Source organism: Stenotrophomonas sp. YJH_SMC_127 (genome assembly GCF_059372445.1).
On sequence record NZ_JCAFVO010000001.1, the window covers coordinates 1 to 25,348 of the forward strand.

At 66.7% G+C, this 25,348-nt stretch carries 25 protein-coding genes; 11 read left to right on the top strand and 14 right to left on the bottom strand.

All coding sequences use genetic code 11. From position 1 onward, the window contains the following. Positions 1-217: 217 nt before the first annotated feature. The 4 genes from AC5QAB_RS00005 to AC5QAB_RS00020 form a co-directional block, all read right to left on the bottom strand. Entirely contained in the window at positions 218-610 is a 393-nt protein-coding gene (locus AC5QAB_RS00005; RefSeq protein WP_046431440.1) for a type II toxin-antitoxin system HicB family antitoxin, read from the bottom strand. Between the two features lie 8 nt (positions 611-618). Further along, positions 619-801: a type II toxin-antitoxin system HicA family toxin gene (locus AC5QAB_RS00010; RefSeq protein ID WP_080053039.1), complete on the bottom strand. Its 183-nt coding sequence runs from the start codon at positions 799-801 to the stop codon at positions 619-621. A 94-nt stretch (positions 802-895) separates the two neighbouring features. Further along, on the bottom strand, positions 896-1,624 hold the full coding sequence (gene hutC, locus AC5QAB_RS00015) for a histidine utilization transcriptional repressor HutC (RefSeq protein WP_033835268.1): 729 nt from the start codon (positions 1,622-1,624) through the stop codon (positions 896-898). A gap of 28 nt (positions 1,625-1,652) precedes the next feature. Next, positions 1,653-3,023, bottom strand: a complete 1,371-nt coding sequence (locus AC5QAB_RS00020) for a formimidoylglutamate deiminase (protein WP_197562109.1) — start codon at positions 3,021-3,023, stop codon at positions 1,653-1,655. 67 nt (positions 3,024-3,090) lie between these two features. Between AC5QAB_RS00020 and hutI the strand changes: the two genes are divergently transcribed. The 6 genes from hutI (at position 3,091) to AC5QAB_RS00050 (ending at position 12,255) form a co-directional block, all read left to right on the top strand. Continuing rightward, positions 3,091-4,314, top strand: a complete 1,224-nt coding sequence (gene hutI, locus AC5QAB_RS00025; protein WP_049407859.1) for an imidazolonepropionase — start codon at positions 3,091-3,093, stop codon at positions 4,312-4,314. After that, entirely contained in the window at positions 4,311-5,852 is a 1,542-nt protein-coding gene (gene hutH / locus AC5QAB_RS00030; RefSeq protein ID WP_495233084.1) for a histidine ammonia-lyase, read from the top strand. The genes hutI and hutH overlap by 4 nt, the downstream gene beginning before the upstream one ends. Beyond that, positions 5,849-6,703 carry an N-formylglutamate deformylase gene (gene hutG / locus AC5QAB_RS00035; RefSeq protein ID WP_197562110.1) on the top strand — a complete coding sequence of 285 codons (855 nt, stop codon included), beginning with the start codon at positions 5,849-5,851 and terminating at the stop codon, positions 6,701-6,703. Before hutH ends, hutG begins: the two co-directional genes overlap by 4 nt. Then, a complete protein-coding gene (gene hutU / locus AC5QAB_RS00040; protein ID WP_069118309.1) occupies positions 6,700-8,367 on the top strand; it encodes a urocanate hydratase in 1,668 nt (555 codons plus the stop codon). The genes hutG and hutU overlap by 4 nt, the downstream gene beginning before the upstream one ends. A 148-nt stretch (positions 8,368-8,515) precedes the next feature. Then, positions 8,516-9,952, top strand: coding sequence for a serine hydrolase (locus AC5QAB_RS00045; RefSeq protein WP_197562098.1), 1,437 nt, complete (start codon positions 8,516-8,518; stop codon positions 9,950-9,952). A 194-nt stretch (positions 9,953-10,146) separates the two neighbouring features. After that, on the top strand, positions 10,147-12,255 hold the full coding sequence (locus tag AC5QAB_RS00050) for a TonB-dependent receptor family protein (protein ID WP_495233085.1): 2,109 nt from the start codon (positions 10,147-10,149) through the stop codon (positions 12,253-12,255). Positions 12,256-12,301: 46 nt separating this feature from the next. On the opposite strand, the gene AC5QAB_RS00055 is transcribed toward AC5QAB_RS00050, so the two are convergent. Both AC5QAB_RS00055 and AC5QAB_RS00060 read right to left on the bottom strand, forming a co-directional pair. After that, a complete protein-coding gene (locus tag AC5QAB_RS00055; protein ID WP_197562096.1) occupies positions 12,302-12,820 on the bottom strand; it encodes a hypothetical protein in 519 nt (172 codons plus the stop codon). Positions 12,821-12,962: 142 nt separating this feature from the next. Then, positions 12,963-13,136, bottom strand: a complete 174-nt coding sequence (locus AC5QAB_RS00060) for a hypothetical protein (RefSeq protein WP_495233086.1) — start codon at positions 13,134-13,136, stop codon at positions 12,963-12,965. A gap of 572 nt (positions 13,137-13,708) precedes the next feature. Here AC5QAB_RS00060 and AC5QAB_RS00065 point away from each other — a divergent pair. Further along, complete coding sequence (locus tag AC5QAB_RS00065) at positions 13,709-14,032, top strand: hypothetical protein (protein WP_014647632.1); 324 nt, start codon at positions 13,709-13,711, stop codon at positions 14,030-14,032. A 34-nt stretch (positions 14,033-14,066) separates the two neighbouring features. Here AC5QAB_RS00065 and AC5QAB_RS00070 read toward each other — a convergent pair whose 3' ends face one another. Next, complete coding sequence (locus AC5QAB_RS00070) at positions 14,067-14,642, bottom strand: TetR/AcrR family transcriptional regulator (RefSeq protein ID WP_053495526.1); 576 nt, start codon at positions 14,640-14,642, stop codon at positions 14,067-14,069. Between the two features lie 69 nt (positions 14,643-14,711). On the opposite strand from AC5QAB_RS00070, the gene AC5QAB_RS00075 reads away from it, so the two are divergent. Continuing rightward, positions 14,712-15,257: a thioesterase family protein gene (locus tag AC5QAB_RS00075; protein ID WP_049397600.1), complete on the top strand. Its 546-nt coding sequence runs from the start codon at positions 14,712-14,714 to the stop codon at positions 15,255-15,257. Between the two features lie 3 nt (positions 15,258-15,260). Here the strand turns inward: AC5QAB_RS00075 and AC5QAB_RS00080 are convergent, their stop codons facing one another. The 3 genes from AC5QAB_RS00080 to AC5QAB_RS00090 form a co-directional block, all read right to left on the bottom strand. Further along, positions 15,261-15,938: a hypothetical protein gene (locus AC5QAB_RS00080; RefSeq protein WP_014647635.1), complete on the bottom strand. Its 678-nt coding sequence runs from the start codon at positions 15,936-15,938 to the stop codon at positions 15,261-15,263. A 141-nt stretch (positions 15,939-16,079) separates the two neighbouring features. Further along, positions 16,080-16,862, bottom strand: coding sequence for an SGNH/GDSL hydrolase family protein (locus AC5QAB_RS00085; RefSeq protein WP_134965993.1), 783 nt, complete (start codon positions 16,860-16,862; stop codon positions 16,080-16,082). A gap of 49 nt (positions 16,863-16,911) precedes the next feature. Further along, entirely contained in the window at positions 16,912-17,877 is a 966-nt protein-coding gene (locus tag AC5QAB_RS00090) for a DUF2268 domain-containing putative Zn-dependent protease (RefSeq protein WP_495233087.1), read from the bottom strand. Positions 17,878-18,015: 138 nt separating this feature from the next. Between AC5QAB_RS00090 and AC5QAB_RS00095 the strand changes: the two genes are divergently transcribed. Continuing rightward, complete coding sequence (locus tag AC5QAB_RS00095) at positions 18,016-18,999, top strand: hypothetical protein (protein ID WP_164166430.1); 984 nt, start codon at positions 18,016-18,018, stop codon at positions 18,997-18,999. Between the two features lie 13 nt (positions 19,000-19,012). Here the strand turns inward: AC5QAB_RS00095 and AC5QAB_RS00100 are convergent, their stop codons facing one another. From AC5QAB_RS00100 to AC5QAB_RS00110, 3 genes are all read right to left on the bottom strand, one after another. Further along, entirely contained in the window at positions 19,013-19,333 is a 321-nt protein-coding gene (locus tag AC5QAB_RS00100) for a hypothetical protein (protein WP_041863592.1), read from the bottom strand. Positions 19,334-19,531: 198 nt separating this feature from the next. Next, positions 19,532-21,994 (bottom strand): S9 family peptidase, encoded by a 2,463-nt coding sequence (locus tag AC5QAB_RS00105; protein ID WP_495233088.1) that lies wholly within the window; start codon positions 21,992-21,994, stop codon positions 19,532-19,534. A 168-nt stretch (positions 21,995-22,162) separates the two neighbouring features. After that, complete coding sequence (locus AC5QAB_RS00110) at positions 22,163-22,492, bottom strand: hypothetical protein (protein ID WP_014647641.1); 330 nt, start codon at positions 22,490-22,492, stop codon at positions 22,163-22,165. 467 nt (positions 22,493-22,959) lie between these two features. On the opposite strand from AC5QAB_RS00110, the gene AC5QAB_RS00115 reads away from it, so the two are divergent. After that, complete coding sequence (locus AC5QAB_RS00115; protein ID WP_046431494.1) at positions 22,960-23,736, top strand: HipA family kinase; 777 nt, start codon at positions 22,960-22,962, stop codon at positions 23,734-23,736. Then, on the top strand, positions 23,714-24,106 hold the full coding sequence (locus AC5QAB_RS00120; RefSeq protein WP_014647643.1) for a DUF3037 domain-containing protein: 393 nt from the start codon (positions 23,714-23,716) through the stop codon (positions 24,104-24,106). The genes AC5QAB_RS00115 and AC5QAB_RS00120 overlap by 23 nt, the downstream gene beginning before the upstream one ends. 16 nt (positions 24,107-24,122) lie before the next feature. On the opposite strand, the gene AC5QAB_RS00125 is transcribed toward AC5QAB_RS00120, so the two are convergent. Then, entirely contained in the window at positions 24,123-25,298 is a 1,176-nt protein-coding gene (locus AC5QAB_RS00125; protein WP_262217565.1) for a serine hydrolase domain-containing protein, read from the bottom strand. Positions 25,299-25,348 lie beyond the last annotated feature (50 nt).

Consider the following 25,348-nt stretch of genomic DNA (forward strand, 5'->3'; position numbering starts at 1 on the left):
CAACTGTTCGGGCGGTTCAGGGAGAATCCGGCGTGGGGACCCAAGCTACTTCTCGGTCGCAAGACCTGGATCCACACGGTCGCCCACGCCGGGCTCTCGGCCCCCAAGGTGCCAGATCGGCAAGAGATAAGATCCACGCCACGCGTGGATGCCTTTGCAGAGTTGAGCCACGCGCGAACAGCAGCCGAGCATGGGCTCGGCTCCACATGGCGCCTGCTCAGCCCAATGCCGCGAGATGGGCGATGTAACTGGAGCGCGATTCACCCGCCGCTCTGGCCTGCGCATCCAGCCTCGCCAGGATCCGGCGTGGCAGGCTGATATTGACCCGCTCGATGGTGTCGTCCAGCAGAGCCGGATCAATGCAGATGTACGCAAGAATCCAACAGATGTCCTTGGATGCCTCGGCGGCGATCTTCTGCGGCGCGGAAGGTGTCGGAATCGAGCGCCCCTCATCCAGGGCCACATCAATCCAGGCGAGCGCCGCCTCTTCCGCCGCAGTGAGCGCATCATCAAGCGTGTCGGCCGCTGAGAAGCACCCCGGCAGATCTGGAACGACCACACCCCACGCGGTGCGCTCATCGCCTGCCTCGATCAAGACTGGATATCGCATGGGCCCTCCTACGTCAGTCCTGCGAGCTTCCGCAACGCCTGCACCAGCCCTTTCCCCAGATCCTTCCTTGGGTGAGGAACGGTGATGATGTGAGGGTGCTGCGAGTGCACGAATACATGATGGGATCCGCGGATCCGACGACAGATCCAACCTGCCGCTTCCAGTTCCCGGATGAGGTCCCTGCTCTTCATGCAGGGACGATACACATCGTACACACGCCCCGACAGAGTTCAAGGCGACAGTCGTTTCGGCAGAGTAGATCCACGCCATGCGTGGATGGAATCCCTATCGCGCGCCCGGCGCGAAGCGCGCCACCAGGTCCCAGGCATCCCCCAGGAACACCTGGCGAACGCGGGTGATCGGCTGTTCGCCACGCCAGGTCAGGCGTTCGATCACCAGGCAGGCGGTACCGGGCTTCACATCCAGCAGCCTGGCGGTGGCGGTATCTGCCCCCCAGGCACTGATGCGATGCTGGGCACGGGTCCACGACACGTTCTGCAGCAGCCAGCTGCCCGGGGCGGTGGTGCTGAAGTCGACCTCCAGTACCTCGGGTACGCCCACCGGGCTGATCAGGCGATGCTCCAGTGCCAGCGGTCGACCATCGGCCAGGTGCAGGCAGCGCATCGCCAGCAGGTTTTCCTGTCCGGCCAGCTCGACTTCACCGGCATTGCCGGCATCGGCAAGGCGCAGGTCGCGCTGCAGCAGGCGATAGGCGTACTGGTGGCCGCGCGAGCCAACCTCCATCGCGATATCGGGAATCTCCAGCGCCACCTGCTCCAGGTGCGGGGGCTGCCGCGCGACGAACGAACCGGCACGGCGGCGACGCTCGATCATGCCGCTCTCGGCCAGCGCGGTCAGCACCTTGTTCACCGTCATCCGCGAGCAGCCGTACTGCTCCATCAGCTCGTGTTCGTACGGAATACGAAAGCCCGGCGCCCATTCTCCGCTGAGGATGCGGCTTTCCAGATCGCTGCGGATACGCTGGTTGAGCGTGGCGGACTTGCTGGCCTTCACGTAATGGGGTCTCGGTGGCGGGAGGCGATCAGCCCAGCACGCCACGCAGGGCGGCGGTAAAGGCGGTGGTGATCGCCTCGCGCTGCAGGTGGCGGCCCTCGGCCACGCATTGGCGGCCATGGCGCCAGACCGATCGCAGCGCGCCATTACGTGCGGCGAACACCCAGCTGTCAAGCCATGCGTCATCCTGTCGCGCCTGCAGCGCCGGGTGTGCGGCGTCCAGTTCAACCAGGTCGGCACTGGCGCCGACCTGCAGGCCGGCGGCCACGCCCAGCGCCTGTGCGCCACCGTGCAGTGCACCTTCAAACAGGAAACGACCGCTGCTGCGGGTGGCATCCGGCGCCAGCACGTTGCGCCCGCGCAGGGTAAGCCGCTGGCCGTACTCGAGCAGGCGCAGTTCTTCGGCCGCGTCGATCAGCACATTGGAATCGGAGCCGACGCCGAAGCGCCCGCCTTCGCGCGCGAACGCCTGCATCGGGAACAGGCCGTCGCCCAGGTTGGCCTCGGTGATCGGGCACAGGCCGGCCACGGCCTGGCTGGCGACGATGGCCGCGCGCTCGTCATCAGTGATATGGGTGGCATGCACCAGGCACCAGCGCGCATCCACCGGCGCATGGTTGTACAGCCACTGCACCGGGCGCTGGCCGCTCCAGGCCAGGCAGGCCTCCACTTCGCGCACCTGCTCGGCGATATGGATGTGCACCGGGCCGTCGGTCAGCGGCAGCAACGCACTCAGTTCCTCGCCGGTGACCGCACGCAGGCTGTGCGGTGCGATGCCGAGCACCGCGTCGGGCAGCGCGGCCAAGGCCGGCTTGGCGGCCTCCAGCAGCTGCGCGAAGCCGTCCACGTCGTGGATCAGGCGCCGCTGCGCTGGATTCGGCGCCGCCCCGCCGAAATCGGCATGTGCATAGAACACCGGCAGCAGGGTCAAGCCAATGCCGGTCTGGTCGGCGGCGGCGGCGATCCCCGCACTCATCTCGGCGCGGTTGGTATACGGCCGGCCGTCGGCATCGTGGTGCAGGTAATGGAATTCGCCGACGCGGGTGAAGCCGCTTTCCAGCATTTCCATGTAGGCCTGGGCGGCAATGGCCTGCACCGCGTCTGGGCGCAGGTGGGCCAGGAAACGGTACATCAGCTCGCGCCAGCTCCAGAAGCTGTCACCGTCGACGCCGCCGATCTCGGTCAGCCCGGCCATGCCGCGCTGGAAGGCATGGCTGTGCAGGTTGGGCAGGCCCGGCACCAGGATGCCGACCCGGGTGTCGCCCGCCTGCGCGCCCTGCCCCGTGCTGATGGCCGCGATGCGACCGTTCTGCACCTGCAGGCGGACATCGCGGACCCAACCCTCGGCCAGCAGGGCGTGGGCGGCATGGAAACTGTGCGGGGAACGCGAATCGGACATGGCTGGACAACCCGAAATGGACGCCTATATTGTATAGACATATAAGCACAGCCGCGTTGTGGATGCCATGCACGTCGATACCCTCTGGTCCAACGTCCACCTGATCACCCTTGATGGCGAAGGGCTGGGTGTCATCCGCGATGGCGTCCTGGCCTGCGCCGACGGCCGCATCGTCCACGTCGGCGCGGCCGGCAGCGATGCCCACCTGCAGCCGACCACCCGCATCGACGGCGAAGGCCGCTGGATCTCGCCCGGCCTGATCGACTGCCACACCCACCTGGTCTACGCCGGCAACCGCGCCAATGAATTCGAGCAGCGCCTGCAGGGCGTCAGTTATGCCGAGATCGCCCGTGCCGGCGGCGGCATCGTCTCCACCGTGCGCGCCACCCGTGCTGCCACCCCGGAACAGCTGGCCAGCGAAAGCCGGCCGCGCCTGCTGGCGATGCGTGCCGAAGGCGTGACCACGATCGAGATCAAGTCCGGCTACGGCCTGACCCTGCCCGACGAACGCAAGCAGCTGCAGGTCGCACGCGCGCTGGGCGAGGAATGCCGGGTCAACGTGGTGACCACCTTCCTCGGCGCACACGCGGTTCCGCCAGGCCGCGAAGCACAGGAATACACCGACGAGGTGTGCAACGTGATGATTCCGGCCATCGCCGCCGAAGGCCTGGCCGAAGCGGTGGATGTGTTCTGCGAGAACATCGCCTTCTCGCCGGCGCAGGCGCGCCAGGTCTTTGAAGCGGCGCGCGCCAACGGGCTGTCGGTGAAGATCCACGCCGAGCAGCTGAGCAACCAGCATGGCGCCGAACTGGCGGCCCGCTTCGGGGCACTGTCGGCCGACCATATCGAACATCTGGACGATGCCGGCATCGCCGCGATGGCCGCTGCCGGTACCGTCGCCGTGCTGCTGCCCGGTGCCTTCTATTTCACCCGCGATACCACCCTGCCGCCGATCGCCGCGCTGCGTGCGGCCGGCGTACCGCTGGCGCTGGCCACCGACAGCAACCCGGGCACTTCGCCGCTGACCAGCCCACTGCTGGCGATGAACATGGGCGCCACCCTGTTCCGCCTGACCGTGGACGAGTGCATCGCCGGCTTCACCCGTGAAGCGGCGCGCGCACTGGGCCATGGCGAGCGCATCGGCCGCCTGGCGGTGGGCATGGACTGCGACCTGGCGATCTGGGACATCGATGCCCCCGCCGACCTGGTCTATCGCATTGGATTCAACCCGCTGCACGCGCGCGTGGTGCGCGGACAGCCCGACCTGCCTGCCTCCTGGAGCAACACATGAGCAACACCCTGGTTCTTCGCCCCGGCCATGTCACTCTCGCCCAGTGGCGGCAGGTCTATCGCGGTGCGCCGCTCGCACTGGACCCGGCCGCGCTGCCGGTGGTGCGCGCCAGTGCGGCGGCGGTGGCCGCCATCGTCGCCAAGGGCGCGCCGGTGTATGGCATCAATACCGGCTTCGGCAAGCTGGCCAGCGTGCGCATCGAGCGCGAAGACCTGGCCACCCTGCAGCGGAACATCGTGCTCTCGCATGCCGCCGGCGTGGGCGAGCCGATGCCGGCCAGCGTGGTGCGCCTGATGATGGCGCTGAAGCTGGTCAGCCTGGCGCAGGGTGCGTCAGGCATTCGCGAGAAGACCCTGCTGCTGCTGGAAGCGATGCTGGTCAAGGGCGTGCTGCCGGTGGTGCCCGCACAGGGCTCGGTGGGTGCCTCGGGTGACCTGGCGCCGCTCTCGCACCTGGCCAGCGTGATGCTGGGCGTAGGCGAAGCCTTCATCGGTGACGAGCGCCTACCGGCAGCCGACGCACTGGCACGTGCCGGCCTGCAGCCGATCGAACTGGGCGCGAAGGAAGGCCTGGCGCTGCTCAACGGCACGCAGTTCTCCACCGCCTATGCGCTGGCGGGCCTGTTCGAGATCGAGACCGTGTTCCAGGCCGCGCTGGTCACCGGCGCGCTGTCGGTGGAAGCGGCCAAGGGTTCCGACACGCCCTTCGACCCCCGCATCCACGCCATCCGCGGCCAGCGCGGGCAGATCGCCACCGCCGCCACCCTGCGCACGCTGATGCAGGGCTCGGACATCCGTGAATCGCACCGTGACAACGACGTGCGCGTGCAGGATCCCTACTGCCTGCGCTGCCAGCCGCAGGTGATGGGCGCGGCGCTGGACATCCTGCGCCAGGCCGCTACCACGCTGGAAATCGAAGCCAACGGCGTCTCTGACAATCCGCTGGTGTTCACCGATACCGGCGAAGCGTTGTCCGGTGGCAACTTCCACGCAGAGCCGGTGGCCTTCGCGGCCGACATGCTGGCGATGGCGGTGTGCGAGATCGGTTCGATCAGCGAGCGCCGCCTGGCGATGCTGGTGGACCCGGCGCTGTCCGGCCTGCCCGCCTTCCTGACCCCGCGCCCCGGTTTGAATTCCGGTTTCATGATTCCGCAGGTGACTGCCGCGGCGCTGGTCTCGGAAAACAAGCAGCGCGCCTACCCCGCCAGCGTTGACTCGATCCCGACCTCGGCCAATCAGGAAGACCATGTGTCGATGGCCGCGCACGGCGCGCGCCGGCTGATGCAGATGGCCGAGAACGCGGCCAACGTGATCGGCATCGAGCTGCTGGCCGCTGCGCAGGGCTGCGACTTCCACGCCCCGCTGCGCTCCAGCGCCGCGCTGGAAGCCGTGCGCGCCACCCTGCGTGCGCAGGTGCCGACGCTGGAAGAAGACCGCTACTTCCATCCGGACATGGTGACCGCCACGAATCTGGTGCGCAGTGGCGCGCTGGCGCAGGGCCTGACCGACCTGCTGCCAACCGTGGAACCGCAGGCATGAATACCCAACCCGAATGGCTGACGGTGCACGAAGGCGACGCCCCCCTCATCGTCAGCTTTCCGCATACCGGCAGCGAGCTGCCGCACGACCTGTTCGGCGACTACCACTCACCGTGGCTGGCCCGCCGCGACGCAGACTGGTGGGTACACGAACTGTACGACTTCGTGCGTGGCATGGGCGCGACCACGGTGCGCTCGGCGATTTCGCGTTCGGTAATCGACCTCAACCGCGATCCCAGCGGCGTCTCGCTGTACCCAGGCCAGAACACCACCGGCCTGTGCCCGCTGACCACCTTCGACAACCAGCCGCTGTACCATGCCGGGCGCGAACCGGACGAAGCGGAAATCGCCCGTCGCCGCGACACGTATTTCCTGCCTTACCACGATGCGCTGGCGGCGCAGATCACGCGCCTGCGCGCACGCCACGCTACCGTGGTGGTGTACGACGCGCACTCGATCCGCTCACACATCCCGCACCTGTTCGAAGGCGAGCTGCCGCAGTTCAACCTGGGTACCGCCGGCCCCTCCGGTGCACCGGACACCTCCTGCGACAACGCCTTGAGCGATGTGGTGGAGAACCTGCTGGCGCTCAGTGGCATGAGCCAGGTGCGCAACGGCCGCTTCAAGGGCGGCTGGATCACCCGCCACTACAGCAACATCCCGGGCGGCGTGCATAGCCTGCAGATGGAACTTGCCTGCCGCGGCTACATGCACGAGCCCCTGCCGGACCAGGTGGACGAACACAGCTGGCCCACCCCGCTCGACCCCGACCTCGCCGCACCACTGCGCCACACCCTGGCGCAGGTGCTCAACGCCTGCCTTGAATTCGCTACGAACCGGAGCGCCGCATGACCCGCAACGACCCGTCCCGCACCGTCGCCGCGCCGACCGGCACCACGCTCAATGCCAAGAGCTGGCTGACCGAAGCACCGCTGCGCATGCTGATGAACAACCTGCACCCGGACGTGGCCGAGCGCCCGCAGGAACTGGTGGTGTACGGCGGCATCGGCCGCGCCGCGCGCGACTGGGAAAGCTTCGATGCCATCGTCGAAACGCTCAAGCGCCTGGACGATGACCAGACCCTGCTGGTGCAATCGGGCAAGCCGGTGGGCGTGTTCCGCACCCACGCCGATGCACCGCGCGTGCTGATCGCCAATTCCAACCTGGTGCCGCGCTGGGCCAACTGGGACCACTTCAACGAGCTGGATAAGAAGGGCCTGGCCATGTACGGCCAGATGACCGCCGGCAGCTGGATCTACATCGGCGCGCAGGGCATCGTGCAGGGCACCTACGAGACCTTCGTGGAGATGGGGCGCCAGCATTTCGGTGGCAACCTGAGCGGCAAGTGGCTGTTCACCGGCGGCCTCGGCGGCATGGGTGGCGCACAGCCGCTGGCCGCGGTGATGGCCGGCGCCTCCTGCCTGGCCGTCGAGTGCCGCAAGAGCAGCATCGACATGCGCCTGCGCACCGGCTACCTCGACACCTGGACCGATAATCTGGACGAAGCGCTGCGCCTGATCGACGAGTCGTGCAAGGCCGGCACGCCGAAGTCGGTGGGCCTGCTCGGCAATGTGGCTGACGTGCTGGCCGAACTGCTCAAGCGTGGCGTGAAGCCGGACCTGCTGACCGACCAGACCTCCGCGCACGACCCGGTGAACGGCTACCTGCCGCAGGGCTGGACGGTCGAACAGTGGGATGAGAAGCGCGCTTCCGCCCCCAAGGAAGTGGAGAAGGCCGCGCGTGCATCGATGGCCAACCACATCCGCGCCATGCTCGGCTTCCACGCGCTGGGCGTGCCGACCGTGGACTACGGCAACAACCTGCGGCAGATGGCACTGGAAGAAGGCGTGGCCAATGCCTTCGATTTCCCGGGGTTCGTGCCGGCCTATATCCGTCCACTGTTCTGCCGCGGCATCGGCCCGTTCCGCTGGGCCGCACTGAGCGGTGATCCGGAAGACATCGCCAAGACCGATGCAAAGGTGAAGGAACTGATTCCGGACAACCCGCACCTGCACCGCTGGCTGGACATGGCCGCCGAGAAGATCAAGTTCCAGGGCCTGCCGGCACGCATCTGCTGGGTCGGCCTGGGTGATCGTGATCGCCTCGGCCTGGCCTTCAATGAAATGGTGGCCAACGGCGAACTGAAGGCACCGGTGGTGATCGGTCGTGACCATCTGGACAGCGGCAGCGTCGCCTCGCCGAACCGCGAAACCGAAGCGATGGCCGACGGCTCCGATGCGGTGTCCGACTGGCCGCTGCTGAACGCCCTGCTCAACACCGCCAGCGGCGCGACCTGGGTGTCGCTGCATCACGGTGGTGGCGTCGGCATGGGCTTCTCGCAGCACGCCGGTATGGTGATCGTCTGCGACGGCACCGAGGCGGCCGCCAAGCGCATCGGTCGCGTGCTGTGGAACGACCCGGCCACTGGCGTGATGCGCCATGCCGATGCGGGGTATGAAATCGCGATCGACTGCGCGAAGGAAAAGGGACTGGATCTGCCGGGAATCCTCGGCTGATCACGGAGGTGCCGGCCAGCGGCCGGCACTACCGAAACGTGTGGTAGTGCCGGCCGCTGGCCGGCTCTCCCCGATGCGGGAATCGGCGGCCTTGACCCGCTCGTCGGTCGTGACCAACATGCGCCATCACCGCTGATGGATCACCGCGATGTACCGCACGCTCGCTGCCGCACTGCTCTGCACGCTGTTTGCGATCCCGCCCGCTTCGGCGCGTGACGTCCCCACCACTCTCTCCACTCAGCTCGACGCCCAACTGCAGAGCAACCGCGAGCGCTACGGCATTGCCGGCCAGGCGGTACTGGTCACACACAACGGCCAGGTGCTCTACCAGGGCGCCAGCGGTGAACGTGATCCCGCTGCCCATGCCCCTGCCACCGTCGAGACCATCTTCGCCGCGCAGTCGATGGCCAAGCTGCTGACCAGCACGCTGGTGATGCAACTGGTCGATCAGGGCAAGGTGGATCTGGATGCGCCGGCCAGCCGCTACGTGCCGGGCCTGCCGATTGCATGGCAGGCGATCCACGTGCGTGATTTCCTCAACCACAGCTCCGGCATCGGCGAGTACTACGACCGGGTGGATAACCGCTGGGTGAGCAAGGGCTACCCCGGTGTAGCGCCTGACCTTGCCGCTGCGCTGAAAGTCGCCGGCGCGGCACCGATGCAGTTCGCCACCGGCAGCCGCGTGCAGTACACCCAGGCCAACTACCTGGTGCTGACAGCGCTGCTGGAAGCACACTACCGCACGCCCTACCCGGCCATCGCGCGCGAACGCATCCTGCAGCCATTGAAGATGACCAGCACGTCATGGGGCATCGCCAACGTGCCGGTCGAGCGCGCGGCGGTGCCGTACATCGGCAAGGATGGCGCGTTGCAACCGGCCAATGAAGATCCCTGGCCCAACTACGGCTGGGGGCATGCCGACCTGCAGACCACCGTGGGCGACATGAACCGTTTCCTGCAGGCGCTGGCGACCGGCAAGCTGGTGCGCACGGCGACCCTGGAAAAACTCTGGCAGCCGCAGAAGCTGAGCGGTGGCGGCAGCAATTTCTTCTCCACCGGTTGGGATACCACCCGCAGCGATGGCTACACCCAGGTCGGTCATGATGGCGGCACCCGCGTTCGTGCGCGGTTGGCCTACAAGGGCACGCTGGCCAGCGGCTACTGGGTGTTCGTGTACCTGACCAATGGCAGCGCCCGCAATGTCTGGTCCAGCACGCTGGTGGAGAGCACGATGGCGGTGGTTGCGCCCGGGGAGTTTCCGCATGCGGTGTTGTCCGAGCGGCTGATCGGCTATGCGCTGGATGACAGCACCGATGCGAGACCGCAGATGCGTAGCTGGCTGCGCGACAGCAATGGCGTTCCCAACGGCGAACTGGAACGTGCGATCAACAGTGATGGCTATGCCATCCGCGAAAGCCTCGGTGCACGCAAGGCGCTGAAGGTGTTCGCGCTGAACACCGAGCTGTATCCGCAGTCCGCCAACACGTGGGACAGCCTGGCCGAGTGCCACGCTGCATTGGGGGAGAGGGAAGCGGCTGATCGGCTGTACGCGAAGGCCAAGAAGCTGGCGAAGCCCTCGCCATAAACCCTGCTGTAGAGCCGAGCCCGTGCTCGGCTGATCTTCGCCGCGATGGCAGACAACCCGCGCTGCGCGCGATTAGCCGAGCGTGGGCTCGGCTCTACAGGAACACGGCGGGCGGCCATACGCCGCCGGCGGGTGACGCGGCGCTGCCGACCTGTTAACTTGCGCGCCACTTTCGTGGTTTACAGCATTCCCGCATGTCGCTTCCGTCGTACCGCCCTCACCCGTCGCTGCTGTTCCTGGCTGTTTCCCTCGCCCTGGCTTCCACCGCCGCCGCCGCCCCACAGGCCACCACGCTGGACGCCGTACAGGTCACCGCCGCCGGTGCCAACGCGCAGGCGCGCGAAGCGCTGAAGCGCGTGCCGGGCGCCAGTAGCGTCATCGACGTGGCCAAGGCCGACAGCCGCCTATCCACCAGTGCGGATGTGCTGGCCTATCAGCCGGGTATCAGCGCGCAGTCGCCGGGTAATGAGGGCACCAGGATCTCGATCCGTGGCTCGGGCATCAATCGTGGCCCGGGCGCGCACGCCTCGGGCATCGCCGTGTCGATCGACGGCCTGCCACTGACCGGCCCGGGTGGCACGCCCTACGAACTGCTGGAACCACTGTGGCTGTCGCGCGTGGAAGTCCTGCGTGGCGCCAACGGTCTCGAGCGCGGCGCGCTGGCGCTGGGCGGTGCCATCGACTACGTCAGCCGCAGCGGTCGCGATTCGGCGGGCGTGCAGCTGCACTACGAAGCCGGCAGCCGTGGCTACCAGAAGCGCGGCATCAGCTGGGGCGGCGTCAGTGGTGATGTCGACTACTTCCTGGCCTACACCGACACCGAATTCGACGGTTACCAGCGTCATGCGCGCGGCGACGGCAAGGGCGCGATGGCCAACATCGGCTGGCAGATCACGCCCGACCTGCAGACGCGTTTCTTCGTGCGCTACCGCGAAACCAATCATGAAACGCCCGGTCGCCTGACCCGCGATCAGATCCGTAACTATCCGCGTGCCGCGAATGCGGCCAACCTGGCCATCGATGCGCGTCGCCCGCAGCCGGGCAGCACCTGGGTGGGCAACGTCACCACGCTGCAGATCGATGAGGACTCCTCGTTGCAGGCCGGGCTGGTCTATCACACGTACCCGATGGACTTGAACGAGAGCCTGTACCGGCAGCAGCTGGACTACGCCAACCTCAACGCCACGCTGGACTACCGCCGCCGCCACCGGCTGTTCGGCCTGGACAGCGAAACCACGGTCGGCCTGCGCGCCACCCACGATCTGGACGCCGATGTGCGCGAGTCGCTGCGCTTTGCCAGCAACGGCTTCGCTGCCGGCACGCGCACGCGTGACTTCCGCCACCACGGCACCGACAGCACGCTGCACGTCAGCAATACCCTCGCCTTCAATGACCGCCTGCGCATGCAGGCCGGGCTGGCGCTGATCAACACCCGTCGCGATGTGCAGGTGACCTGGCCGAGCAGCGGTGGCCGCCTGCGCGACCACGACTGGGACTATGCGCCGCGACTGGGCTTCACCTGGCAGCACAGCGCCCAGACCCAGTGGTTCGGCAACCTCAGCCGCTCGGTGGAGGCGCCGCACCCGTGGTCGATGATCTGGGGCTCGAACCAGTACTTCGGGCCAGGCAATGGCCCGTCTACCGGCCGCCAGCGCGCGCCGGTGCCGATGCAGAACCAGACCGCCACCACGCTGGAACTGGGCGCGCGCGGTGACGCGGCGCTGGGCCGCTGGGAACTGACCGGCTACTACGCGCACGTGAACCACGAACTGCTGAGCGTTGAACTGCAACCGGTGCCGAACCTGTTCATCGCCGAGAACAACGCCAGCCCCACCGTTCACCGCGGCATCGAGGCCGGATTGGACAGCACGCTGTGGCAGGCTGCACCGGGCCGGCTGTCGCTTCGCCAGGCCTATACCTTCAGCGATTTCCGCTACCGCCACGACGCGCGTTTCGGCAGCAACCGCCTGCCCGGCCTACCGCGCCACGCCTACCAGGCCGAGCTGCGCTTCGATCATGCATCCGGCCTGTACGCCGCGCTCAATACCGAATACGCCTCGCGCATCGCCGTCGACTACGCCAACAGCTACTGGGCCGACAGCCATGTGATCTTCGGCAGCCGCATCGGCTACGACGCACCCGGTGGCCGCTGGCAGGCCTGGGTGGAGATGCGCAACATCGGCAACCGCCACTACGCCGCTACGGTCACGCCGGGTTACGACGACGCCGGCAAGGATGTCGCGCGCTCGACCCCGGGCGAAGGTCGTGGCGTCTATGCGGGCATGCGCTGGCGCTTTGACTGATTGCCGCAGGCGGCGCCGGGTGTGATCCAGCGCCGCCGTTCCAGTGTCAGCCGATACGCCAGGCCGGCAGGCGCTCGCTGCGCTTCCAGATGGAAGGCGCCAAGCCGATCAGCACCAGTGCCGCCAACCACTTCGGCGAGGTACTGAGCAGTGTCGAGGTGAGCGAGCCATCGGCGGGGGCGGCCATTTCCTGCCACGGGTTGTAGCCCAGGTAGACGACGCTGCCAGCCCACCACAGCAACGCCAGACCGACACCCACCAGCAGCAGGGCCAGCGTGCGGCAGGTCCAGCGCTGCGAGGTAGTGCCCCATTCCCGTGACGCCGCGGTCAGCAGGCCCACCACCAGCAGCGACACCAGTGCCACCAGGCCGATATCGACCTTGGTTCCAATGCGCTCATAGGTACAGGCGCGGCACTGCGCCTCTTCCGCGGCGGTGGCGGCTTCGGCGCCATCGGCCTGCCCGGCTGCGGGCAGCGCCAGTGCTGCAAACGGCAACAACACCGCCAGCAGCGTCACCATGATCCAACGAAACAACGTCCTGTTCCTGCGTGCAGCGACATCCATGCGCTCTTCCTCGTCAGTGGTTGTGTGTCCCAGTGGGCGTCCGACCATCCAGCGCCCCTGTTTCAGATGCAGTACGACAAGCTCCCGATAGGTGACACCGCCGGGACACGAATCCCGGCCGACCGCGATCATAGCCCACTGTTCAGTGCAGCTGAAAACGGGGGGGGTCCAGGCGATATGAAGGAGCCAACCGCACTCCCCCCTGGATGACCTGCAGCAGATGGCTCGCACCCGGCACGCGTTCCTGCGCGAGCCAGCCCAGTACGGCGAAAAACAGCAGCAGGCCGAGCAGCGGCCAATCGTATGCGACACGCATACCCGCCACCATCCCTGTTCCTGCATGCCCTGCATACGAGGCGATGGGCTGCCACTGCCCACATCCGGCGACAGTCCCTCCAGTACGTTGCCCAGCGCCAGCGGATCCAGATCCACACCAGCAGCAGGAACACGCCATAGGCCAGCACTACAGCCATCGGGCAGCGAAGCAGCATCGCGTCGATGCCGGCCAGGCGCAACAGGTTCGAGGCAAGGAAACCGGCCGCACCGGTCAGGACGACGATCAGCGCCATCTGCAGGCGTGGCCAACCCCGCTGCTGCAGGTACCGGCGCGCACGCACGACTTCGCTGCCGTGGTTTACGGGCAATTTCAGTGGACTGCGTGAAAAATGGCGCGAGCGCTTCATGCCGCCGCGAGGGGGCGGGAGGCAGCGCGGCAAGGGACCTCGGGAACCTGATACTGCATGCGGACATCCTTGCCGGGCACGCGTAGGCGGTGGTGGACGGATTCCAGCGCGATGGGCCGTGGGTCCATCACCCACAGGCCGCACTGGCGCCGGCCTTGTACCCGCGCGCCGGCGGCTGGATCATGACTTTCCGCTACGAAAAAGTATGCTCTACGGCATGCACGTCTCCCAGCTCACCCGCTCCACCGCCCTCGTGATGTTCGTTCCAATGATTGGCCTCGCCGGTTGGGGTTCGTGGTTTGGTAGCCGCTGCATCAGCGATGGCTGCCTCGGCGTCCTGGTGGCATGGCTTGCCGCCGTGGCCACCTTTGCGGTGCAGGCGTTGCTGGTGCTCCCGACGCATGCCTGGGCCCTCAAGCGGCAGGGATCCCCCGCCTCCCGCAGCTACCTGCGTTGGTTGGGCGCGTCGGCCATCGCTGCCTTCCTGCCCATCGGGCTCGGCTGGGGCTATCTGATGATCTTCCGATGACCTGCTGCGCGTCTCACGCACGCGGATAGCCGGATCAAGGACGCGCGGCCGCCTTCAGCAACTGCGCTGCCACCTGGTCGAACGGGGCGATGTCCTGCAGTGCGCGGCACATCGCAACCGCACCCTCCACACTCGCGATCACCAGGCTGGCCAGCTCGTTCGCAGCCGACTGTTCGTGGCCGTCGGCAATGAAGGCTGCGGCGAGATGCCCCTGCCAGCGCGCGAACACTTCGGCAGCGGCAACGCGTGCCTGGCTGGGCACGGCCTCCACCGGCTCTTCCACTGCCGCGGCCAGCACCGGACAGCCCGCGCGGAACCCGGAACGCAGCAAGCGCTCACGCCACATCGCCAGGAACTGCTGCAGGCCCTGCACCGCCCCCCCCTTCAGCAGCTCCACCAGCAGCGTTTCTACCTTGTCGCCAGCCATGTGGGTGGCGCGCGCCAGCAACTCCTGCTTGCCGCCGGGAAAGTGGTGATAGGTGGAGCCCAGCGGTGCCTCGGCCAGCTTGGTCACCTCACGGATGCTGGTGGCATTGAGACCCACGCGCGCCAGCATCTGTGCCGCAGCATCAATCACGCGTTGTGGCGCATCAGAGGGACGCGGGCTCACGGTGAGCTCCTTGCTAAGACAGTCGTGATAGATTAGCGTACCGGCGATTCTATAACAGTCGTCATAGCCATGAATCTCTGGTTCCGCCTGCTCCACCTGCTGCTGTGCAGCCTGTTCCGGCCAAAGCTGGAGGCGCCGTTCGGGGTCTCGCGGCTGCAGTTCCGGGTACTGCCCAACGATCTGGACAGCAACCTGCACATGACCAACGGTCGCTACTGGAACATCTTCGACCTGGGCCGGCTGGACCTGATCCTGCGCATGGGCCTGGGCCGGGTGGCGCTGCGCGAGAAGTGGGCACCGATCGTCGGCGCCGGCACCATCCAGTTCCGTCGCGAGCTGAAGCCGTTCCAGCGCTTCACCTTGGAAACGCGCCTGGTGGGCTGGGTCGGCTCGCGCGGCATCATGGAGCAACGCGTGCTGATCGGGCCCGAGCAGAAGATCGCCACGCGCGCGCTGCTGGTCACCGGCATCTACGACCGGCGTGCGCGGCAGTTCCTGGGCATGCCGAAGATGATGGAAGCGATCGGCGTGGTCGCCCCGCCGTCGCCGCCGCTCAGTGCGGCCGCCGAAGCGTTGCTGGCCGCCGATGCGGCGTTGAAGCAGGACGACGCCTGAGCTTCAGGGGGCCGCCACCGGCACCGCGTGCGGTTCGCGCGACACGACCTGGGTGCGCCCTCCCACGTGCAGCACGTACTCGAAGGACTGCCGCATGCGGCTGTATGCGCCGCCATCCGGCACGCCGTAGTTGGCACCCACGCTGAGGGTATGCCGGCCCGGCGGCAACGGCTTGAGCATTACCCAGTAGCCGTCGGCGGCGGCCAGCCGAGAGTGTTCGTCGTCGGCATCCATGCGGAAGCAGCCTTCGCTGCGGACCCGATGCCTGCGCATGTCGCCCAGTGGCTGGCCGTCCAGCAGCACCACCGCGCTGATCAGGTAATCGTTGTTGACCGCCGCCCCCGCCTGCAGCTCCTTGCAGGACACAGCCTCATCCACCTGGTAGTGCGCCATGTTGATGATCGGCAGCAACAGGTACTTGCCAGCCGGCACCACGCATTCGCGATGTGGCCGGAAACGGCCATTGGTGCCGGCCAGGTTCCAGACCGGACCTTCCTGGCCCAGATCACACACACGGCCATCCGGGTCGAGATAGGGCGCGCCGCCCTGGCCGTCGGCCCAGCGCCACCAGCGGGCGGTCCATTCGGCCAATGAAACGCCGCCCACCGGTTCACGCGTCAGCGGCGAAGGCACCGCCGTGTCTGCACTGAACGCCGGCACGGCGGCCAGCAGCAAGGCCATCGTTGCGCCACTGCGGCAAAGCCATCCCTGGATTCCCTTCCGCATCTCCCACCCCATCGTCCCTGGCGGCCACGCGGCGTGGCCAGCTTCGGCGCCACTGTACCTTGGCGGGCTGGATCCTGTGCAGTGCGGGTACTGTGCCTACTCCAGCGCCATTGCGCGCTTGACCGCCGCCTCGGCCAACGGCGCCATCACCGCATAGCCCTTCGCGGTGGGATGCACGCCGTCGTCGGCCAGCTGCGGATCCAGCCCTCCGGCGGCATTGGCCATCGGCGTGTAGTAGTCCAGATAGACCAGCTGCTTCGCATCGGCATAGCGCTTCAATGCCGCGTTCAATGCGCGCACCTTGGGCGCAGGTGCCGTGCCCGGCAACCACGGGTAATCGCTGACCGGCAGCACCGATGCCAGCACCACGGCAATGCCATGTGCACGAGCCAGGTCCACCATCGCGTGCAGGTTGTCTTCGATCATCGCCTGCGTGGACGGGCCGGTGTTGCCGGCGATGTCGTTGGTGCCAGCCAGGATCACCACCACCTGCGGCTTGAGTGCCAGCACGTCCTGCGGGAAACGCACCAGCATCTGCGCCGTGGTCTGGCCGCTGATCCCGCGATTGAGCCAACCCTTGCCGGGAAAGAACGTCGCGCTGCCCTCCCCGCCCCAGCCTTCGGTGATCGAGTCACCGAAGAGCACCACGCGTGGTTGCCCCGGTACGGCGGCAGGCAGTCGCGCGTTGGCATCGCGGTAACGCTGCAGTTCCGGCCAATCGGCCAGGCGCTGCTGCATGAAGCGCACCTCGTCCGGGCGCAGTCGCTCGACAGGTTCCACCAACAACGGGTTGATGGCGGGCACGTCGGCCGCCATCCCATGGGCGCTCATCGCGCTACCGAGGGCAACCGCGGCCAGGCCAGCGGACAAGGAACGCATGGGGTCTCTCCGTTGAATGTCTGCGCCAGTCTAGCGCGCGGCCCCGCGCTCAGCGTGCCGCCGACCGCGCCGCCACGCCGGTCACCTTGGCCGGCATCCACATGCCTGGCGTCCAGCCACTGGCGGCCAGGATCGCCTTCGGGTTGTCCTGCTGGATCAGCGCACGCACCGCGTCACGCTTGTCCTTGGCCTGCAGGTAATAGGCCTTGCCGATGCGATAGCCCACCCAGTAGCCCAGATCATAGGGTTCCTGCGAACCGGGCTTGTAGTTGTACAGCCACGGCGACAGATCGGTGCTGTCCACATCCAGTGCGAAGGCGCTTTCGATATGCACTTCCCGGCCACGGGTCCAGGCCGCGTGGCGACCGTTGCCGACATTGCCGGAAATCAGCTCGCCGATGAACTCGGCGATGCCTTCGCCCAGTGAAACACGCAGCACCGTCGCATGCGGGTCGCCCGGCTCGACGTCGGTCAGGCCGGTCTGCTGGATGTGCACGTACTCGTGCGCGATCACGTGCACGAAGCGGTCCTGCACATTGGGATTCATGAAATCGGCTGCGCACAGCGCTTCCAGGCCGATGATCACCCCGCTCTTGGAGGTCAACCCGACCGGTCGGCCGCGGCCGACCGCGATGGTCACCGGCGGAAACGCGGCCTGCGGATAGATCGCCTGCAGGTTGCCGAACACCTGCACCAGGCGCTGCTTCACCGCCGGCAGCTCTGCAAGGCAACCGCGTCCCTGCGCATACACCCCGGGCTGGCTGGCAATGGCCTCGGCCATACGCTCGGGCGTGACCCGGCGCGCCTTCGCCAGTTCACCCAGGCCCGGACTGCCTTCGGCCAGGTAACCGGCCAGCTGGGCGATGCTGGGCTTGCCGCCGGTGCTGTCGTAGAGCGCGTAGAAGCGGCTGGCATCGGTGGTGAGGATCTGCGACCCCGGCGGGGTTCCCGCCGACGCCACGCCGACCGCCCCGGCACAGGCCAGGGCAAGCAGGCAACGCAGGAAACTGGACATCGCTCCGTCCTTGGTGGAGTGCATGCGAAGCGCGCAATCTACCACTCCGCCCCGGCCACCGCAGCGGGCACATGCAGGCCCTTCGGGGCTGTGCCAGACTCACTCAGGCACCTGCCATGGATGATGGAGCACCGCACGATGATGATCGTTCCCGCGTACTGGGCCGAAGCCCGCCTGCAGGCCCGTTTCCGTGGCCGGCCGATGGTCGTGCGCCGCTTCGGCTGGTCCGACGAGGGGCCTGCCCAAGCCCAGGCCCACGCCGACGCACGTGCCCATGAAGCCCTCAACGCCATCATCGCCGGGCAGGTGCTGCCGCGTCGCGAAGTGCGCAGCAACTACGGTGTGGAGGGCGTGCCGATCCGCGAGCAGATCGTACAGCGCGATGGCGATGTCATCATCACCCGCAACAGCTATGGCGCGCTGTGCCTCAACAGCCCCGACGTGCTGTTCGCCGACATCGACCATGCGCAGCCACCGGCTGGATGTGTGATACCGGCCATCGTCGCGGCGGTCGTGCTGCTTGCCGGCGCCGTCATCGGCACCCTGCTCTGGCATTGGCTGGTGGGCCTGGTACTGGGCGTGGCGGCAGTGCTGCTGGTCAACGCGGCACTGCTGATGCGGCGGAAGCAGCGCCTGGCCGCTGCCGGCGGTGCTGAAGGGCTTGCGCTGAAGCGCGTGGACGCCTTCAGCGAGCAGCATCCCGATTGGCATCTGCGCGTCTACCGCACCCCGGCGGGGCTGCGCGTGCTGGCGATGCATGCCACGTTCTCACCCGAGGACGAGCAGCTCCAGGCATTCTTCAAGGCACTGGGCACCGACACCCTGTACGCGCGCATGTGCCGGCTGCAGCATTGCTTCCGTGCGCGACTGACACCGAAGCCGTGGCGCGTCGGTCTGCGTTATCGCATCAGGCCACCGGTGGCTGCGTGGTCAGCCGAACAGGCCAACAACCCGGACCGGTTGGCCTGGATTGCCGATTACGAAAAGAAGAGTGCCGGCTTCGCCGCCTGCGCCTACCTGCGCAGCTTCGGTGATACCACCCGGGTGCATGCCAAGGCCGAGCATGTGCGTGACCTGCATGACCGGCTGTCACGCGCGCAGGATCGCCTACCGCTGGCGTGAGAGTGGCAGACGCTCAATCAGCGCCCTGCACGAACGGCTGCCCTGCCAAGGTAGTGCCCAACTGCACCGCGATCTGCTGCCCGCCCTTCTCGAAGGTTGTCGCGCACTGCTTTCCGCCCTTCTGGCACCCGACTTCAGGAAAGCCCTCAAGTGACTCGGGGGCGCCCTGTGCCGGACTCGCCTGCCAGCCTGCCGCATCCAGCAGGCGCTTGGCCTTGGCATAGGGCATGCCGGCGACGATGCCCAATTGCGTCAGCTCAGCAGGAAACGACTGGGCATGGGCCGTTGAAACCAGGGCCAACGACAACGTTGCAGCAAGGAGAATGGCTTTCATCGCAGTGACCTGAAACAAGCTATCAGGTTCAGCCTAGATCATTTGCGTGGCGTGCGAATGTGCCGGTAACACGCCGTTACCGTGTCTCCACAGTTGATTGCAGAGCACCTCAATCTGTTTACAGGCCAGCGGCAGCCGAGCATGGGCTCGGCTCTACAGGATGCAGGAAGGCCGCTCTGAGGCGGCCTTCCTGTTCCTTCACTTGGCGTTCTTCACGTAGGTATCGAACCAGTTCAGCATTTCCGCCACCAACTGTTCGTTCGATTCCAGCGCGGTGTACCAGTGCGGCTCGTTCGGCAGCATCACCAGCCGGGTGGTGCCGCCGTTACCGCGGATCGCCTGGTACAGCTTGCGCGACTGGAACGGCTCGGTGCCCGGGTTGGCGTCGTCCTCGCCGTGGACCAGCAGCAGCGGCAGCTTGATCTTGTCGGCATAGAAGAACGGCGAGGCCTTCAGGTACACGTCCTGCGCCTGCCACACCGAGCGACGCTCGTTCTGGAAGCCGAACGGGGTAAAGGTCTTGTTGTACGAACCGCTGGTCGCCACACCGGCCTTGAACAGCTTGGTGTGCGCGATCAGGTTGGCGGTCATCAGGCCGCCGTGGCTGTGGCCGGTCACGCCGATGCGGTTGCGGTCAACCACGCCCATGTCCACGGCCTTGTCCACCGCCGCCTTGGCGTCGGCTTCCAGCTGCTCCAGGTAGGTGTCGTAGGCGTTCTTCGGATCGCCCACGATCGGGAACGAGGCGTTGTCGATGATCGCGTAGCCGGCCAGCAGCATCAGGCGGTACGGCTGCAGGCGGGTGAAGGTCTGCTGCGAACCGGACACCTGCCCCGCCTGCGCGGCGTTGGCGAAGTCGGCCGGATAGGCGTACAGGATCGCCGGCACGCGCTGGCCTTCCTTGTAGCCCGGCGGCGTGTACAGGGTGAACGACAGGTCCACGCCGTCGGCGCGCTTGTAGGTCACCAGCTGCTTCTTGATCTGGCGCACTTCCGGTGTCGGGTCGACCAGCTTGGTCAGTGCGGTCGCGGTGGACGCGAACTGCGCCTCGCCGGCCTTCGCATCAGCCACCGCCTCACCCTGCTGGCGGACGAAGGCATTCGGCGGATCGATCACCGACTGATGCCATGTCAGGTAGCGGCCCGGCGTGTTGCTGAAACCGAGGAACTGTTCGTAGGCGTCTGCACTGCTGCGGAACAGGCGCTCGCTCTTCAACGTGGCCAGGTCGAGGCGGTCGAGGAACGGACGGTCGCCCTGCGGCGAGGCACCGCGGCCGCTGAGGAACACATGGTTGCCCTCACGGCGCACCACCTGCGCGCCATTCGGCAGGCGGGTGAAGACCAGATTGCCAGGGTTGCCGTACAGCTCATCGCTGGACATGTCCCACAGCAGGCGGCCTTCCTTCTTCGGCTGGTCCACATCCACGATGCGGGTCTGCATCCAGTGACGATTCTCGTCGTTCTCGTACTGGAAGGCCACGGCCGGATCGGTGGTCCACGCGAAGCCTTCGAAGCGCTGCGCGGTGCGGGTGATTTCGGTCGGCTTGCCGTTGAACGGCGCCTTCAGCATCAGCACGCGATCGCGATGCGGCACGTTGACCTTCCAGTCGCCCTTGTCCAGCGCTTCGGCGTAGACCAGGGTAGCCGGATCGGTGGCGCGCCAGTCGAAACCGCGCGGGCCTTCCGGCACGCCGTGCACCGGCACGCGGTCGGCCAGCGGCAGGCTGGCGATCGGCGTGCTGCGGCCACTGCTGATATCCAGCACGGCCACGTCGTTGGCGAAACGCTGGTAGGTCACCGCGTGCGAATACGGTGCCTTGATCGATTCAGTCAGCACGTGCACGCCATCGGGCGCGGCGCTGACTTCGTTGAACAGTGCCGGCTGCCCGACCGGGCGCACGCTGCCTGCGGCGGTATCTACCACGGCCAACTGCGAGGCACCGTAGTAAGCGAACAGCTTTTCGTCGTGCACGCTGGTCAGCGTGTCGCGGGCCTCATAGGTGCTGCTCTCGCCACTGCTGCCCAGCGACTCCTGCGCATCCGGGCCGGTCGGCACGCCACCGTTGGACGGCGCCGGGCCCTGGTTGGCCGGGACCAGCTTCACCAGCAGGTTCTGGCTGCCGCCCAGCCACTGCACGGTGTTGCCGAAGATGGGGTTCAACTGCACGTTCGGCACCTGCTTCACCTGGCCGGTGGACGCATCGCCCACCCACAGCTGCACGCTGGTATCGACCGCATTCTGGAAGGCGAAGTGGCTGCCATCGGCCGACCACAGCGCGCCGGTGGCGCAGCCCTGCGGCAGGTTGACCTTGGTCTCCTTGCCACTGCCGATGTCGACCAGGGTGAAGTCGGCCACGCAGGCCGGAATGCCGTAGCCACCCGGCGTGTCATGGCGGCTGCGGTTCTTCGGCTCCAGCCGCACGCCGGCCAGCTTCAGGTAGGGCTGGGCCACGCGGCTGATCGAGGGGTAGGTCTGCGCGGTGGTCAGCAGCAGGCGCTGGCCGCCCGGGGCCACGTTCGGCGCCGGCGGTGGCGGTGCCTTCAGCACCTTGAGCAGGTGTTCCGGCGGCTTGGCGTAGTCGGCCAAGGCCGGGCCAGCGGCCAACAGGCCGACGGTGGCAACGGCAACAGCCGCCGCCAGAGAGGTTCGACGGATCAGCATCCTTATCCCCTGGGTGTGAATGGGTACCCGGAATCGGGCATGGACCCGAATCTAGCACCGCAGGGGATGGGGTGAATGGGCCGGAAGGGCTAGAGGCCGGATGGGGCAAAGTGGGACACGCCCGGAGAGGCTGGCGATGGACCGGCATCTGCCAGGCGTGGTCTGTCGTCACTGCTGGGCGTGCAGGTCCCAGGCGGTCAGGTAATCGGGGTCGACCACGATCATGCCACTGTTCCGCATGCGGTATTCGCCTGGCTCGGCCCGCTGGTACTGGTCGAGCATGGGCGGCAGGTAGCGCTCATGGCCATCGTCTTCGTCGGCCAGCACCACGCCTTCGTCGGCGCTGATGCGCAGCACGGTGCCCGCGTACTGCTCCAGACCCTGCACTTGGCCGTCGCCACCATAGCGGGTGACACCCACCAGCACGACCTTGCCGATCATTTCCTCGGCCTTGGCATCATCCAGTGGGGGCAGCATGGCATTGAATTCGTCGTTCATCGGTGCACCTCCAAAGCCTGTGGGGATAGCGTGGGTTCGGCGGTCCCACGCTGCCAGCGTCGACGGCAACGCAGGAATCTCTCTCGGGGCGCAAGTAGCTGGATCGCAGGCCCGACCGGGCAACGCGGGGGTGCGATGGGTGAAAGGTGTCTGGAACTTGGCTGGAACTGCGGCGGATGGCCATCTGCGCCGATGGCGTGACCGTGTCAGGTCAAGATCAACACCACGCGTTGCGTTGCATACACGGTGAAGCGTGACAGCTGCACTGTAGCGGCATGAGCGCCTCCTGTTGAAGGTCACACGCGGGTGCGTTGCTCCGTTGGAACGAATGCTGCCACTCCACGCGGAAGGAACAAGTGAAGATTGCAGGCGACCTGCGACAAGCGGTTCGCGCGGTACCCGTTCATTAAGCTGGCGCCCCGCTCTGCTGCGGCACGCCTGCCCTGGCAGGACGCTAGAATGCCTCCATGCGCACCGTACATGCCCTCCGCTACATCACCCCGTTACGGGAAGGCGGCTCCCTGCCCGCCGTGGTCGAGACCGACGACGACGGCATGGCCGTGCTGAAATTCCGTGGAGCCGGCCAAGGCCCGAAGGCGTTGATCGCCGAGCTGATCGCCGGCGAGATGGCACGCACGCTGGGCCTGCCGATTCCGGAAATCCTGTTCGTCGAGCTGGACCGCGAGTTCGCCCGCACCGAGCCCGACCCGGAGATCCAGGAGCTGATCCGCGCCAGCGAGGGCCTGAACCTGGGCCTGGACTATCTGCCCGGTGCGATCAATTACGACCCGGCCGCGATGCCGGTGGATGCCGAGCTGGCCTCGCGCATCGTCTGGTTCGATGCATTCACCAGCAACGTCGATCGCACCACCCGCAACCCCAACCTGATGGTATGGCATCGCAAGCTGTACCTGATCGACCACGGTGCGGCCATGTACTTCCACCACGACTGGGCCAGCGCCGGCGATGCCTGCGAGAAGCCGTTCGTGCTGATCCGCGACCACGTGCTGCTGTCGTTCGCCAGCCGCATTGCCGAGGTGGACGCAGAACTGGCTGCGTGCCTGACCGATGCCGAAATCGAGCGCATCGTTGGCTTGGTGCCGGACAGCTGGCTGGTGGACGAACCGGCGTTCGACAGCCCACAGGCCTATCGCCAGGGCTATATCGACTATCTCAAGCACCGCCTGAAAGTGCGTGCAGTGTTCGTGCAGGAGGCCATCCGTGCCCACGCTGCACACGTATGACTATGCGGTCATCCGCGTCGTGCCGCGGGTGGAACGCGAGGAATTCATCAACGTCGGGGTGATCGTCTCCTGCCCGGGCGCGCGCCATCTGGAGGCGGCCATCGAAATCGATCCTGAGCGCCTGCGTGCCTTCGCACCGGCGCTGGACCAGGACGCGCTGCAGCCATGGCTGGATGCAATCGTGGCCATCTGCCGTGGCGACGCCAGCGCCGGACCCATCGCAAAGCTGCCCGCGCGCGCCCGCTTTCATTTCCTCACCGCCAAGCGCAGCTCGGTTGTACAGATGTCGAGCACGCATGTCGGCCGCACTGCGGACCCGGCGGGTGTGGTGGAACACTTGATGACGAAGATGGTGCGGGTACCGGAATGAACGGCACCTGCCGCGTTCACAGTGGCAACCTTCGCGCGATGTAGTTGACCACATTACCGATCGCATCCGGATCGACATTGGCCAGGCCAACGATCACATAGCCCTGCGCCGGCAGCACCACGATGGCACTGTTCGATCCGGGCGCACCGCCTTCGTGGCCGTACTGATGCTCCCTGCCCTCGCCCTGCACCACGAAACCAAAGCCATACCAGCCCTTGTGGTTCTGCGCCGTAGTGGCCTGCTGCAGCAATGCAGGTGAAACCAGCTTCCCGCCTTGCAGTGCCTCGGCGAATTTCACCATATCGGCCACTGTGCTGTAGCCACCACCGGCCGACATGCCGCGCCAGGGCAGCGACTTCGTTTCACGGACCCATTGCCCATCGTGCTTCGTGTAAGCGACGGCACGCTTTGGAACGCTCGCTGTTTCCGGCTCGAAGCCGGTGCCGGTCATGCCCACCGGGTGCAGGATGTGCTCCTCCACATATGCGTAGTACGACTGCCCCGATACCGCCTCGATGATGCGTCCCAATACGATGAAGCCATAGTTGGAGTAGCTGTCCTGGCTGCCGGGCGTGAAACGCGGCGCATCCCTGGCGAACCGCTGCACGTAGTCATCCAGCGTCTTCAGGGACGCGGAATACTGTTCGAAACCATCGCCAAAGAAGTCCCCCAGGCCACTGGTGTGTGACAGCAACTCGCGCACGGTCACGCTGCTGGCGACAGCCTTGTTCGGATAGTCCGACAAGTGCTTGCCGATCGTGTCATCGAGACTGAGCCTGCCATCCTGCACCAGCTGCAGGATGGCCACGGCGGTGAACATCTTGTTGGAGGACGCAAGGCGGAACTGCGTCTCCACGCCCACTGCAATTCCAGTGCTGCGATCGGCATCACCACCGCGCCAGTCCAGCAGCACCTTCCCATTCTGTGCCACCTGCAACGCGCCCGACAGCGCGTCCTGTGCCCGCAGCGCCTCCAGCCTTGCTGTGACGTCGGCCATCAGGGCCGGCAATGCAACCCGTGCCGGCTTGTGCTTGTCCGGCGTTTCAGTGCCCTCGATCTGGAACTGCATCAGGTGCGACGGATTGGCCGGGTCCATGACGGCGGTCACCCACATCGCGCGTTCGTTCATCTGGCCCATCACCAGCAGCTTCGCTTGGCCGGGCGCACTCTCGGTTGATTCGAGTACGCGCAAGGGGCCTGTGCTTTCGCGGAATTCGAGATAGTCCTTGGGACCACTGCCTT

Coding starts and splice junctions, on each gene's coding strand:
- AC5QAB_RS00005 (WP_046431440.1), bottom strand. CDS start 610: ATGCGATATCCAGTCTTGATCGAGGCAGGCGATGAGCGCACCGCGTGG.
- AC5QAB_RS00010 (WP_080053039.1), bottom strand. CDS start 801: ATGAAGAGCAGGGACCTCATCCGGGAACTGGAAGCGGCAGGTTGGATC.
- AC5QAB_RS00020 (WP_197562109.1), bottom strand. CDS start 3,023: ATGTCCGATTCGCGTTCCCCGCACAGTTTCCATGCCGCCCACGCCCTG.
- hutI (WP_049407859.1), top strand. CDS start 3,091: ATGCACGTCGATACCCTCTGGTCCAACGTCCACCTGATCACCCTTGAT.
- hutH (WP_495233084.1), top strand. CDS start 4,311: ATGAGCAACACCCTGGTTCTTCGCCCCGGCCATGTCACTCTCGCCCAG.
- hutG (WP_197562110.1), top strand. CDS start 5,849: ATGAATACCCAACCCGAATGGCTGACGGTGCACGAAGGCGACGCCCCC.
- hutU (WP_069118309.1), top strand. CDS start 6,700: ATGACCCGCAACGACCCGTCCCGCACCGTCGCCGCGCCGACCGGCACC.
- AC5QAB_RS00045 (WP_197562098.1), top strand. CDS start 8,516: ATGTACCGCACGCTCGCTGCCGCACTGCTCTGCACGCTGTTTGCGATC.
- AC5QAB_RS00050 (WP_495233085.1), top strand. CDS start 10,147: ATGTCGCTTCCGTCGTACCGCCCTCACCCGTCGCTGCTGTTCCTGGCT.
- AC5QAB_RS00055 (WP_197562096.1), bottom strand. CDS start 12,820: ATGGATGTCGCTGCACGCAGGAACAGGACGTTGTTTCGTTGGATCATG.
- AC5QAB_RS00060 (WP_495233086.1), bottom strand. CDS start 13,136: ATGCGTGTCGCATACGATTGGCCGCTGCTCGGCCTGCTGCTGTTTTTC.
- AC5QAB_RS00065 (WP_014647632.1), top strand. CDS start 13,709: ATGCTCTACGGCATGCACGTCTCCCAGCTCACCCGCTCCACCGCCCTC.
- AC5QAB_RS00075 (WP_049397600.1), top strand. CDS start 14,712: ATGAATCTCTGGTTCCGCCTGCTCCACCTGCTGCTGTGCAGCCTGTTC.
- AC5QAB_RS00080 (WP_014647635.1), bottom strand. CDS start 15,938: ATGGCCTTGCTGCTGGCCGCCGTGCCGGCGTTCAGTGCAGACACGGCG.
- AC5QAB_RS00085 (WP_134965993.1), bottom strand. CDS start 16,862: ATGCGTTCCTTGTCCGCTGGCCTGGCCGCGGTTGCCCTCGGTAGCGCG.
- AC5QAB_RS00090 (WP_495233087.1), bottom strand. CDS start 17,877: ATGTCCAGTTTCCTGCGTTGCCTGCTTGCCCTGGCCTGTGCCGGGGCG.
- AC5QAB_RS00095 (WP_164166430.1), top strand. CDS start 18,016: ATGATGATCGTTCCCGCGTACTGGGCCGAAGCCCGCCTGCAGGCCCGT.
- AC5QAB_RS00100 (WP_041863592.1), bottom strand. CDS start 19,333: ATGAAAGCCATTCTCCTTGCTGCAACGTTGTCGTTGGCCCTGGTTTCA.
- AC5QAB_RS00105 (WP_495233088.1), bottom strand. CDS start 21,994: ATGCTGATCCGTCGAACCTCTCTGGCGGCGGCTGTTGCCGTTGCCACC.
- AC5QAB_RS00110 (WP_014647641.1), bottom strand. CDS start 22,492: ATGAACGACGAATTCAATGCCATGCTGCCCCCACTGGATGATGCCAAG.
- AC5QAB_RS00115 (WP_046431494.1), top strand. CDS start 22,960: ATGCGCACCGTACATGCCCTCCGCTACATCACCCCGTTACGGGAAGGC.